Genomic DNA, 12,281 nt, shown 5'->3' with positions numbered 1-12,281 from the left:
TCCCATGATAAACGTCCTGGTAGTGGAAGATTCACCAGTAGTGCGAGAGTTCCTCATTTACATACTCAATTCCGATCCTGATATCACTGTTATTGCGACCGCCGGTGACGGAGAAGAAGCAATCGATGCCTTGCGCAACCATCGGCCTGACGTAATCACAATGGATATTCACATGCCGAAGCTGAATGGAGTGGCGGCCACACAGCTGATCATGGAGACACAGCCGACTCCCATTGTCATCGTGAGCGGCAGTACGGATCCGGCAGAGGTTGGGATCACATTTGATGCGATCGATGCAGGGGCATTGGCAGTGCTCCCGCGGCCGGCAGGCATCGGTCATCCGGATCACGAGGCGACAGCTCGGAAGATGATAGAGGTCGTAAAACTGATGTCAGAAGTAAAGGTAGTTCGTCGTTGGGCGCGCATGCGAGGAGCTTCTCCGGCCTCACTTTCTGTACGTGCCCCCCTGCTTAACCGTGTGGCGCAAACAAGAATTGTCGTTGTAGGTGCTTCAACGGGCGGCCCGCCTGCACTCGAGGCGATTCTTTCGTCACTCCCAAAGCATTTTCCTGTGCCTATTCTAATCGTTCAGCATATGACTGCGGGATTCATGGAAGGATTTGTCCAATGGCTAAAGAACTCGTCCAATCTTCCCGTTCATATTGCAAGGCAGGGTGAGTTGCCCCTGCCAGGGCATGTTTATATGGCACCCGATGAATACCAGATGAAGGTGGAGAATCGAGGGGAGATCGTTTTGACCAACGATGAGCCAGAGTATGGATCAAGACCCTCAATTTCATATCTTTTTAGGTCGGTTGCCAGAGTCTACGGTCATGATGCCGTTGCGGGCCTATTGACGGGGATGGGCCGTGATGGTGCCGACGAATTACGCCTCCTGAAGGAGAAAGGCGCGATTACTTTCGCACAAGACAAGGAAAGTTCAGTCGTCCACGGTATGGCGGGCGAGGCGATCAGGTTAGGTGCGGCGACCATGGTCTTGCCTCTGGAAAAGATTGCCGCAGCGCTAACGAATATGGTGGCAGAACGAGGAGAAACTAAGCTTGGCGCATGATATTTCAATCCACGATGCCCGGAAAGTCGAGATTCTCATCGCAGAGGACAGTCCCACACAAGCGGAAAAACTGAAGTATCTGCTGGAGGAAAACGGCTACAAAGTTACTACTGCAGGCGATGGCAAGCAGGCCCTCTCGAGGGCGCGGCAGCGCAACCCGACATTGATTATCAGTGATGTGATGATGCCGGAAATGAATGGGTTTGCGCTATGCGGCGAAATCAAGCGGGACGCACAACTCAAGAAGATTCCAGTGATCCTGCTTACCTCACTGGCGGATGTCAAGGATATCATCCAGGGATTGGAATCGGGGGCCGACAATTTTATCCGCAAGCCATACGACGACAGATATCTTCTTGATCGTATCGAGTATCTGCTGATGAGCCATGAGCTGCGCAAGAGTCAGAAGATGCAAATGGGAATGCAGATTTATCTGGGCGGGCAAAAACATTTCATCACCAGTGAGCGGCAGCAGATCGTGGATCTATTGATTTCAGTTTATGAGGATGCGGTTCGCCTCAACGCTGAACTGAATACGCGACAACGTGAGCTGACGCACTCGAATCGCTTGCTCAATGGACTGTATCGAATGGCGGAAGGCTTGAACCAGGCAGCAACCGAGCGCGAGGTCAGCGAAAAAGCGCTGGAGTACGCCATGATGTTGCCGGGAGTCCAGGCGGGATGGCTTTATTTATGGAATACCGACGGCCTGAGTTTGGCAGGCTCGCGAAACGTACCCGCATCAGTAAGTGCTGATGGCTTGGACATATCATGCAATTGCCTGCGCCTTTTGCTCGCCGGGGAGCTCGGCAATACTCCTAAAATTTTAAACTGCGAGCGCCTCTTCTCAACCGGAGGCAATGGTTCTTGCCATCATATCACCATACCGATGTGGAGTGGCAGCAAGAACCAGGGCGTGATGAATCTCCTGGGCTTGGAACAGGATCAGTTCAGGGAGAATGAGTTCGACACATTCCACGGGATTGGCCAGCAGGTAAGCGTTGCGCTGGAGCGTGCCCGATTGCATGAACATATGGAAAAGTTGGTGGGGGAGCGTACTGCGGCGTTAACAGCGGAGATCGCTCAGCGCAAGGAATATGAAGCGAGAGTAGTCCGGCTCAACCGTTTGTATAGCGTGTTAAGTGGTATCAATACAGCCATTGTGCGTGTCCGTGAAATACAGGAGCTTTTCAATGAGGCATGCCGTATTGCAGTCGTTCATGGTGGATTCGCTTTCGCTTGGATCGGAATGCTGGGGGGAAATACGAGAATAATTACACCAGTGGCTAAGATGGGGCAAGGAAATGATGAGCTGTTCCAACTCAACCTATCTCTGATGAGTGCGCCGGAAGGCGCTCCACTGGTAGAGGATTTAATCACACATCTCAAGCCGTTCATTTGCAATGATCTCATTGCCGATAAGCGCATGGAGGGTTTGCATAACGCAGCGCTTGCTCACGATTATCTTTCCATGGCGATCTTGCCCCTGGTTCTCGATGGGCAACTCGTTGGTACTCTGACTCTCTATACTCCCGAGACAGGGTTTTTCGACGAGGAGGAAATTGCTTTGCTAGTAGAAATGGCAGGCGATATTTCGTTTGCAATGGATCACCTGAAAAAAGAGGAGCGCATCAATTATCTGGCTTTCTTCGACGCTGTGACCGAGCTTCCGAACCGGGCATTATTTCTAGACCGGGTTAATCAGCGGATCAAGATGGTTTCTTCCGGTCACGAGATGCTTTCCGTAATTGTCCTGGACATCGAACGGTTCAGCAGTATTAATGAATCGTTCGGCCATGGAGCGGGCGACAGTCTACTCCGCCAACTTGCAAAGCGGCTGAAGCAGCTGCTTTCAGAAGCAGACATTCTGGCCCATCTTTCCGCCGATTATTTTGCTATCGCCAGAAAACATGAAGAGGAAAGCATCGACATCGTCCATATGCTAGAGAAGCTTCTGTTCGAGGTTCAGAACGAGCCCTTTTTAATTAATGGACAGGAACTGTGGGTTTCCGCCAGGGCGGGAGCTTCGTTCTTTCCTAGCGACGGCCTGGATACTGATACGCTCTTGAGAAATGCTGAAACAGCGCTAAAGAAGGCCAAGCATTCTTCCGACAAGCATTTGTTTTATGCTCCCGAATTTCATGCACGGGTTAAAGAAAAACTGAAACTCGAGATCAAGCTGCGTCAGGCGTTGGAGCAGGAACAATTGGTGCTGTACTACCAACCCAAAGTTGATTTGAAGAGTGGACAAATAAGCGGACTCGAGGCACTGATGCGCTGGCACGATCCAGAAAGCGCTATGGTACTTTCACCGCTACACTTCATTCCCTTACTTGAAGAAACGGGGATGATTCTTGACGCGGGCCGGTGGGCGCTGAGCAAAGCGATATCAGATGCAAATAAATGGAAAGCCATGAGTTTAAATCCGCCGAGAATTGCTATCAATGTCTCTCCCGTTCAGTTACGGCAGAAGGATTTTGTCGATATGGTGGCAAATGTGGTAAGTGACGCGGGAGATCAAGCTGCGTTCCAGCTTGAGATCACGGAAAGTGTAATCATGCACGATATCAAAGCCAATATCGAGAAGCTCAATCTCATCCAGGATATGGGTATCGAGCTTGCGATAGACGATTTCGGTACTGGTTATTCTTCGCTCAGTTATATCGCCAAATTGCCCGTCAATGTCCTGAAAATTGATCGCGCTTTCATCAGCGATATGAATATCAATCCAGACAATCTCACCATTGTTTCCGGAATCATATCTCTGGCACATTCGTTGCATTTGCGTGTTGTTGCCGAGGGGGTGGAAACGATTGAGCAAGCCGAGCTTTTGCGAAGCCTCGAATGTGAGGAGATGCAGGGCTACCTCTTTAGTCCCGCCGTCACAGCGACCAAAATAATAGAGTTTCTACACCAGAAGAAATCTCTTTAAATGGATGATGACATCGGGTCTTTGCATTAGACCCGCTCTAACCCTTAATCAGCAGTAGGAGATGGAGTTGTTTCCCCCTGGAATAATCCCGGCATAACCTTGATGAGAGCCAGGACGTCTTCCTCATCATCCAGCTTTATGCAAAAGCTGGAGAGAAACGAATTTGTTCTCTACTATCAGCCGCAGATGGATAGCGCGGGATTATAGGAGCCGAAGCGCAATATCCTCGGCGGCCTTTTGCTTGCCTCCGGGTTCATTCCCCAGGCCGAGGAAACTGGGCAGATTCTTTCTTTAGGGGATTCTAACGTCCAATGATTTTTGCAACCGCCCTATAGATTCACACTTCGTCCCCCATCCACGGCAATGATCTGGCCAGTAATGTAAGGCGCATCTGCAATCAGGAAAGCAACGGTCCGGGCAATGTCATCCGGCTCACCCGTCCGTTTCAGCAGTGTCCTGTCAATGATGTGCTGGCGGGATGCTTCATCCGCCCATTCGCCCGCTTCCGGCCACAGGATGGGGCCGGGTGAGATGCCATTTACCCGGACTTCAGGGGCAAGCTCCTGCGCCAGCGATCGGGTCAGCGAGGCAAGTCCGCCCTTGGCGGCGTTGTATACCACGTAATTCTTGAGTGGCCATTCCGAATGAATGTCCACGATATTGACGATGCAGCCGTGCTGTTTTCTTAATTCGGAGGCTGCCGCCTGGGATAGAAACAGGGGAGCTTTCAGGTTGCTTCCCATCAGATCGTCCCACATGTCAGCAGTGATTTCGCCTAATGGAGTTGGAAAAAAGCTGGAGGCATTGTTGACCAGCGCATCCAACTTCCCGAATCGTTCTACGGTTTCAGCTACCAGTTGCGGCAGGCGCGCAATATCCAACAGGTCGGCTTGTACCAGGGCGACTGAATTAGGGCGCGTCTGGTTCAGTTCGGCCTGCAATGTCTGCGCCTCCTCGATCGAGCTTCTGTAATGCACGGCTAGCTTTGCTCCCTGTGAGTGCAGGCGGCGGCAGGTGGCAGCACCCACGCGCCTTGCTCCCCCTGTGACGAGTATCACTTTCCCTTGCATCGCTATCTCCTCTACACTTGCGGATTGATTCGATTTTTTATAACGGGAAACCGGCCGCCAGAAGCAGGTTACGAGAGTGTCTGCCTCAAAAGAGGGACCCAGATACCGCTGCTATCTGCTGGCCGAATCAACAGTAAAGCGTAGCATAGCGCCAATGCAGCCACAGCCGCCATTTCCTTTACCGGGTGAAGCAGCGCTCGAGCATAGCCGCGCATTGACAGAACTCATTCATGAGGAAATCAGTGCCGCTGGTGGCTGGATTTCATTCGAGCATTACATGAGGCTGGCGTTGTACGCGCCGGGCATGGGTTATTACAGCGCTGGTCCCGCCAAATTCGGCCAGAAAGGCGATTTCGTCACTGCACCCGAAATTTCTCCGCTGTTTGGCAGGACTGTGGCGCGACAGGCCAGGCAGATACTCGAGTTGATGGGTGACGGCAGCGGTATTCTCGAATTTGGTGCCGGGACAGGTAAGCTGGCGTTCGATCTATTGGTTGAACTGGAAAAACTCGGCCGTCTGCCTCAGCAGTATTTCATTCTCGAAGTCAGCGCGGAACTCCAGCAGCGTCAACGGCAGTTGCTTGAACAGTTCGCGCCGCATCTCGCCTCACGCGTCTTTTGGCTGAAGCATTTGCCGGAGCAGTTCAATGGTCTGATACTGGCCAATGAGGTGCTCGACGCCATGCCGGTGCACCTGATCGTGTGGCGTGGCAACACAATGTATGAGCGCGGTGTCTCCTCCGCCGGCAATGAGTTTGTCTGGAGTGAACGCCCCCTTGCAGAAGGAGTGCTTTTCGAAGCGGCGCGGGAACTGGCGGATCGAATTCGTTCCGGGGGTAATGAAGGTGAATATGTCAGTGAAATCTGCCTGGAGGCACGCAGACTCACTGCAAGTCTCGGCAAGATACTGCAACGAGGAGAGATCCTGCTGATCGATTACGGGTTCGGCCGGGATGAGTATTATCATCCTCAGCGCAGGCAAGGAACATTGATGTGTCATTATCGTCACCACGCCCACGATAATCCGTTTTACCTACCAGGTCTGCAGGATATAACCAGCCATGTCGATTTCAGCTCCGTTGCCAGTTCGGGCGTCGAAGCGGGCTTGCAGTTGCTGGGCTATACGACGCAGGCACACTTTCTCATCAACTGCGGAATAACGGAAATTCTGGCGGAGACACCTGCCGCGAACGCAAAGGACTATTTGCCGCTGGCAAACCAGGTGCAGAAACTGGTGAGCCCGGCTGAGATGGGGGAGTTGTTCAAGGTTATGCTCCTGGGCAAAGGGATTGGCAATAATCATCCACCTCCTGTCGGCTTTACGGGCGGTGACAAGAGTCGCCTGCTATGAAAGGTTCGAACATAGTGGAGCAGCTTCACATCGCTCTCGGCTTTTCTTTTCATATGGCATGCTATGATTGGATGAGTCCGATAAAGAAATTGCATGCTTTGAAACCGAGGTGGGAGGGTTGATCCATGACGACCGTAAAGGAATTACTGGAAGGCAAAGGATACCAAGTTGCAAACATCGAGCCGGATAAATCGGTATATGAGGCCATGCACTTGATGGCGGCGAAAAATATCGGTGCATTGCTGGTGTTGCACCAGGGAAAACTGGTGGGCATTTTTACCGAGAGAGATTATTCCCGCAAGGCATACAGCCTGGATCGGCTCGCGAAAGATATCCAGGTGAAAGAACTCATGACCGCGCAGGTGGCGTATGTGAGCCCGGATTATTCCACCGAGGATTGCATGGCATTGGTGACTAAAACGCGGGTTCGTCACTTGCCCGTGCTGGAGGATGGTAAAGTCATGGGGATCATCTCCATCGGCGACCTGGTCAAGGATGCGATCTCGGGCCGCGAATTTATCATCGACCAGCTCGAACGTTATATATACGGGACACGTGGCCCGGAATAAGCATATTGTACTACTCCTTGATATTACCCCCTTGATATTACCCCTCTGCGACTTCGATCCAGGGTCCAGTGACTACTCCGCCTCGATGAAACGCTGCTCCCCATTCGATCGACAAGTACGGTTTGGAGAGTTTGCGTCCTGCTCTCCTGAAGATTTTGCCTTGATCTGTGTCCTGCCATGAGAGTGGGCGTGTGAATATTGGCACGAATCTTCTTTTCATCCTCCCAGGTAAAATTTTTTTGAATTTGAACGGCTCTGACAAAAGCAGGTCTACCGTCCATGAAGCCGGATGACCTTCCTTCCGATTTTTCTTCGGATCCATTACTGCGATTGCGTCGCGAAATAAGCGAGGAGGCTAGCCAATGCGTCGCGTGCGGCCTCTGCGTGCCGCATTGTCCCAGTTATCGGGTCACCCTGTCGGAAGCTGATTCCCCACGTGGTCGCATTGCATTGATGAGTGGTGTGGCCGCGGGACGCATTCCAATGAATGCACGTTTCGCATTGCACATGGATCGTTGCCTTACCTGCCGTGCCTGCGAGGCTGTCTGCCCCAACCACGTACATTTTGGTCAGTTGATAGACGATGCGCGGGCGATGATTTCGTCACCACCGCTTGAGTTCGGGGGGAGCAATCCGGGAGCCCGGGTATCCAGATTTCGGAAATGGGTGGAGCGTGAACTGATCGCCCAGCCCTCGCGTATCGATGCGTTGCGGCCGCTTCTGCGTTTTTATCAGCGAAGCGGTTTGCAGAAATGGGTGCGCAAATCCGGTTTGCTGGGCAAGACGAAACTCGCCTTGCTGGAAGCCCAGGTTCCGTTTATTGACCAGCCCCGTTCTTCGTCATGGTCGGTTGTTTATCCTGCTGTCGGCAAGCCGCGTGGAGAGGTCGGGCTATTCCTGGGTTGCGTCGCGCGCGTGGCGGATGCAGCCACCTTGGACGCGGCCTTGTTCGTACTCAACCAACTGGGCTATGTCGTGCATGTACCCACCGCGCAGACTTGCTGCGGAGCGCTTCACCGGCACAGGGGCGAGGTGGATGCGGCGGCGCGATTGGAACGTCAGAACGTCCAGGCGTTCGCTGGATTGGATTTAAGCGCGATTATCACCACGGCATCCGGTTGCGGTGCGCAGTTATCCGAATATTCCTCTTTTCCCGGCTGGCAGCGCACGATAAGGGCGCCAGCGGTAGGTCCACAAGCAAGAGGCGAGACCGCCAGGCGATCGCCGCCGAAGGTCCTGGATATCAGTGAATTCCTGGCGGAGGCGGAAGGATGGGAAGATGCCAGGCTCCAGCCCTTGCCGTATAAAATCCTGGTACATGAGCCTTGCACCTTGCGCAATGTATTACGCGCGTCGGTATACGCCTATAAACTATTGGAGCGCATTCCGCGGGCGCAAGTAGTACCTCTTGCTGGGAATGACCGATGCTGCGGCGCTGCCGGAACCTATTTCCTGGATCAACCGGAGATATCGGCGGCACTGCTTGAGGACAAAGTGACAGCCTTGAAAGCAGGGCAGGCCTGTTACCTTGCAACATCCAATGTGGGTTGCGCATTGCATATCGCTGCCGGCTTGCGCCAGGCAGGGCTGGGGATCGAAGTCATTCACCCGGTCACATTAATAGCAAGGCAAATGGGTATGCAATCTCAATCTCTGAAATAGCTTTATCGTTCGATTCAGCGAAGCTGGGGGCGTAGGCATGTTCAGATTTAATTTTCCCTATCCCCTGTAAAGGTCCTGGAAGTGCTTGGCTCTACCACCGCGGATCATCTGAGATATGAGATATCATCTTTTCCAGTTTCCTCTCATCCGGATTCCTTATTGCATCACGGCAGACCATTCCTGTAACTGGTCAACCGTAGTGCTGACACCGCCACACACGATAATCAATACTTTTTTGTATCCGGACAAAGCTGGAACCCTTTCATAGACCGTCGCCAGCGCTACGCCGCAAGCGGGCTCGACCACCGCATGATGGTCGTGCAGGAATTGCATGCACGCAGAGACGGCGAGCTTGTCCGGTAATACGACGCTCTCGATGCGATGTTTTCTCGAATATTCCAAGGCCTGCCTGCAAACCGCACTTGCCCCTAATGTCGTCGCAATACTTGATATCCTGGGTAGCTCCACAAGCGCTCCTGCGTTGAGTGCCTGAGCAAATGAGTCCGCGCCTTGGGTTTCGACGGCGATTATGGGCACATCCTGCCACTCATTCCGATTCAGTCCCTCTATAACCCCGCACAGAAGGCCGCCTCCGCCGACGGACAGGACGATCACGTCGGGTTTTGGCCCTGTATCGACGACTTCATCAATTATGCTGGCATGACCCGTCCAAATGAGCGGATCATCAAAGGGGTGCAGAAAAGCGTCCTCAGGTTGTACGAGCGATAGCGCAAAAGCATTCGCCTCACTGAGAGATTTTCCCTGGATTATCACCTCTGCGCCCTCTCGCGCCATCAGTTCCCTGGCGCGCTTCGATGCGGTTTCCGGCACAACGATAATCACGGGTACGGACAGATTACGCCCGGCAAAGGCAACCGCAAGGCCCGCATTCCCGCCAGATGATGAAATGAAGCGTCTTGCCCCGCGTCGGAAATATTCTTCACACGCATACCCGATTCCCCGGGCTTTAAAAGAGCCGGGGGGCTGGGCGATTTCCATTTTCAGCCAGACTGAATGTCCGATTCTATCGCTTAAAGGGCGCGATTCAATTAATGGTGTCTGGATATGTAGAGGCATTTATACGATCTCGATCGAGCTGAGCCATGAGAATACATCATAAACGGTCTTTCAAGCCAAAGCTGAAGACTTCGTTGATTGGAGAATTGGCGGGAGTGAACATGAAAAAAGCATTGACGGGGGGAACCGGGGGTTGAGAATATCCGAAGTCACTCATCCTGTCACGTTAGCAACAGGACGAATGGGTATACAATTGCGGAATGGCGGCGTTATCATTCTTACCGTTTTCATTGTTTTCTTTCTCAGAGAATCTTATGCCCAATCTAGACAAGCTCATCATTGGTTTCGACCACGCGCTGCGCACCTTGTTGACTCCGGCGCAGACCCTGCGGCCAGTGCCCGGAACCCAGCTGCCGGAGGCGGAACTGAATGATCTGGAGAAAAGCGAGTCGGCGGCACTGATGCGTGTCAACCACGTTGGCGAGATTTGTGCGCAGGCTCTTTATCAGGGCCAGGCGCTGACGGCGCGGAATGCCGAGGTCCAGCAGACACTTGCTCAGGCGGCGCGCGAGGAAACCGAGCATCTTGCCTGGACGGAACGGCGCATTAACGAATTGAGCGGACGCAAAAGTCTATTGAATCCGTTATGGTATGGCGGTTCATTTGCCATTGGCGCTTTCGCCGGATTGCTGGGCGACAAGTGGAACCTGGGGTTTCTTGCGGAAACCGAACGTCAGGTGTCCGCTCATCTCGGGGGGCACCTGAGCCGTTTGCCGCATGCCGACGAGAAGAGTCGCGCCATTGTGACCCAGATGCAGATCGATGAGGCCGGACACGCCACCACCGCCGTGGCATATGGCGGCGCCGAACTGCCGATGCCGGTGAAACTAGTGATGAGGATGGCGTCATCGGTGATGACGCGGACCGCCTACTGGGTCTAACGAATATAGCAGGTCTAAAACCAATACTGAGGAGCGAATCCTTGTCATGCTTCCACGATTTCAAAATCGTGGGTCAGTTCGGCTGTTTTTGCCAACATGATCGATGCGGAACAGTATTTCTCAGCGGACAAGCTGATTGCGCGTTCGACCTGTTGCGGATTCAGCTTTTTTCCGGTCACGGTGAAATGGAAGTGAATGCGGGTAAACACTTTCGGCTCTCGTTCGGCCCGTTCCGCTTCAATGCGCACCTCACAATCGCAGATCTCCTGACGGCCTTTTTTCAGGATCAGCACAACATCAAAAGCTGCGCAGCCTCCGGTTCCCATCAACAGCATCTCCATCGGGCGGGGGCCGCGGTTCCTGCCTCCTGATTCCGGCGGTCCATCCATCAGTACTGTATGACCGCTGCCTGATTCGCCCATGAAACTTGCTTCGCTCTGCCATTTGATGCGTGCTTTCATGCCGCTCCTCTCCAGAGAATTCGATTACGCTATTTTAGCGACTTCCGGCCATGCCGAGTGTAATGCCCCTCAATCCGGCACAGGCGTCAGGCGGTACCACAACATGCCAATAGCCTCGTGGAAGAACAGGCTGCTTTTGAGAAGCGCGCCCGCGTTTGGAAGGAATGTGAGCAGGTCGGTCTTATAACGCCGCGTGTATCCTGTGGCAGCAGGAGTAACCTCGAATCCGGCCTGTTCGAATTCACGCGCCGCTCTCGGCATGTGCCATGCGTGGGTGACAAGCGCGATCTGGCGGATACCCTGTTTTTGCAGGATGGCAAAGCTTTTGTAGGCGTTTTCCCGAGTATTGCTCGATGTCTCCTCTACCCACTCGACCGGAACGAGAAACTCCTCTTCCAGCACCGCCTTCATTTGCATGGCTTCGGACGAGCGACTGCCGAGAGGGGCGCCCCCTGCGGCCAGCATCGGCTTACCGGTCAAGCGATACATTTTCGCCGCATAGCGGACACGTTCCAGCGTGTATCTGCCAACCGTATGATCGCCATATTCGGGCGCGTAATAGTAGGTTCCTCCGCCCAGCACGATGACGGCTTGTATCGTGTCGTCAAGCGGATTCTTTTCGGGGGGTGCTTCCAGTACCTGCAACAGGGCGTCCGCGACAATCGGAGTGGAAAGAAGGTAAAGCAGAGCAAGTGCAGCAGCTACCAATGTCATACCTATTCCCTGTCGGCGTTTCAGGAGCAGGATGCCTGCGGCGCCCAGTAAAATGAGGTTAAACGGGGGGAGAAGAAATGCGCTTGCGAAGTTGGTTGCAAACCAGCTCATGGACTTTTGTCAGGGACAGCCAAAATAAAAAAGCCGGCACTTGCCGGCTTTTTTAGCGGACCCCGGCTTATTGAGTCAGAATCCACTTTGCCAGAGTCTTGGCATCTGCCTCGTTAACCTTTGCGTTGGGCGGCATGGGAACCGGACCCCAAACTCCCTGACTTCCTTTCTGGATTTTTCCTGCCAGATAGTCCGCGGCTTTCGGGTCAGCCTTATACTTGGCCGCTATATCCTTCAACGCAGGGCCGACCAGTTTTTGGTCCACTTTATGACAATTCAGGCAACCGCTGCTTTTCGCCAGCTCGGGGTTCGCCTGCGCGGTACCGACAACCAACAAGGCTGATGCCGCAACCATTCCCATCCAGACAGCTTTCATTACAC

Annotated in this window: 11 protein-coding genes; 6 read left to right on the top strand and 5 right to left on the bottom strand. The window is 53.3% G+C overall.

Annotation, left to right across the window (positions count from 1 at the left end; genetic code table 11):
• The first annotated feature begins 4 nt into the window (after window positions 1-4).
• Both cheB and BMY01_RS03785 read left to right on the top strand, forming a co-directional pair.
• Complete coding sequence (gene cheB, locus BMY01_RS03790) at window positions 5-1,072, top strand: chemotaxis-specific protein-glutamate methyltransferase CheB (protein WP_074744420.1); 1,068 nt, start codon at window positions 5-7, stop codon at window positions 1,070-1,072.
• Window positions 1,062-4,004 (top strand): EAL domain-containing protein, encoded by a 2,943-nt coding sequence (locus BMY01_RS03785; RefSeq protein WP_074744418.1) that lies wholly within the window; start codon window positions 1,062-1,064, stop codon window positions 4,002-4,004. Before cheB ends, BMY01_RS03785 begins: the two co-directional genes overlap by 11 nt.
• Before the next feature lie 329 nt (window positions 4,005-4,333).
• On the opposite strand, the gene BMY01_RS03780 is transcribed toward BMY01_RS03785, so the two are convergent.
• Window positions 4,334-5,074: a pteridine reductase gene (locus BMY01_RS03780; RefSeq protein ID WP_074744416.1), complete on the bottom strand. Its 741-nt coding sequence runs from the start codon at window positions 5,072-5,074 to the stop codon at window positions 4,334-4,336.
• A 76-nt stretch (window positions 5,075-5,150) separates the two neighbouring features.
• On the opposite strand from BMY01_RS03780, the gene BMY01_RS03775 reads away from it, so the two are divergent.
• From BMY01_RS03775 to BMY01_RS03765, 3 genes are all read left to right on the top strand, one after another.
• The gene (locus BMY01_RS03775) at window positions 5,151-6,425 is read left to right on the top strand and encodes a class I SAM-dependent methyltransferase (protein ID WP_081353668.1); all 1,275 of its coding nucleotides are present in this window, start codon (window positions 5,151-5,153) and stop codon (window positions 6,423-6,425) included.
• A 125-nt stretch (window positions 6,426-6,550) separates the two neighbouring features.
• The gene (locus BMY01_RS03770; RefSeq protein ID WP_074744412.1) at window positions 6,551-6,994 is read left to right on the top strand and encodes a CBS domain-containing protein; all 444 of its coding nucleotides are present in this window, start codon (window positions 6,551-6,553) and stop codon (window positions 6,992-6,994) included.
• A gap of 279 nt (window positions 6,995-7,273) precedes the next feature.
• Window positions 7,274-8,656 (top strand): (Fe-S)-binding protein, encoded by a 1,383-nt coding sequence (locus tag BMY01_RS03765; RefSeq protein ID WP_074744410.1) that lies wholly within the window; start codon window positions 7,274-7,276, stop codon window positions 8,654-8,656.
• Window positions 8,657-8,812: 156 nt separating this feature from the next.
• On the opposite strand, the gene BMY01_RS03760 is transcribed toward BMY01_RS03765, so the two are convergent.
• Window positions 8,813-9,733, bottom strand: coding sequence for a pyridoxal-phosphate dependent enzyme (locus tag BMY01_RS03760; RefSeq protein ID WP_074744409.1), 921 nt, complete (start codon window positions 9,731-9,733; stop codon window positions 8,813-8,815).
• A gap of 254 nt (window positions 9,734-9,987) precedes the next feature.
• On the opposite strand from BMY01_RS03760, the gene coq7 reads away from it, so the two are divergent.
• Window positions 9,988-10,614, top strand: coding sequence for a 2-polyprenyl-3-methyl-6-methoxy-1,4-benzoquinone monooxygenase (coq7, locus tag BMY01_RS03755; RefSeq protein ID WP_041352330.1), 627 nt, complete (start codon window positions 9,988-9,990; stop codon window positions 10,612-10,614).
• A 44-nt stretch (window positions 10,615-10,658) separates the two neighbouring features.
• Here the strand turns inward: coq7 and BMY01_RS03750 are convergent, their stop codons facing one another.
• The 3 genes from BMY01_RS03750 to BMY01_RS03740 form a co-directional block, all read right to left on the bottom strand.
• The gene (locus BMY01_RS03750) at window positions 10,659-11,075 is read right to left on the bottom strand and encodes an OsmC family protein (RefSeq protein WP_074744406.1); all 417 of its coding nucleotides are present in this window, start codon (window positions 11,073-11,075) and stop codon (window positions 10,659-10,661) included.
• A gap of 69 nt (window positions 11,076-11,144) precedes the next feature.
• Window positions 11,145-11,789 (bottom strand): YdcF family protein, encoded by a 645-nt coding sequence (locus BMY01_RS03745; RefSeq protein WP_254772587.1) that lies wholly within the window; start codon window positions 11,787-11,789, stop codon window positions 11,145-11,147.
• Between the two features lie 178 nt (window positions 11,790-11,967).
• A complete protein-coding gene (locus BMY01_RS03740; RefSeq protein WP_074744402.1) occupies window positions 11,968-12,276 on the bottom strand; it encodes a c-type cytochrome in 309 nt (102 codons plus the stop codon).
• Between the last annotated feature and the right edge of the window lie 5 nt (window positions 12,277-12,281).

The organism is Nitrosospira multiformis (genome assembly GCF_900110185.1).
GTDB classification, from domain to species: domain Bacteria; phylum Pseudomonadota; class Gammaproteobacteria; order Burkholderiales; family Nitrosomonadaceae; genus Nitrosospira; species Nitrosospira multiformis_A.
This window is presented reverse-complemented; position numbering and strand designations above follow the sequence as displayed.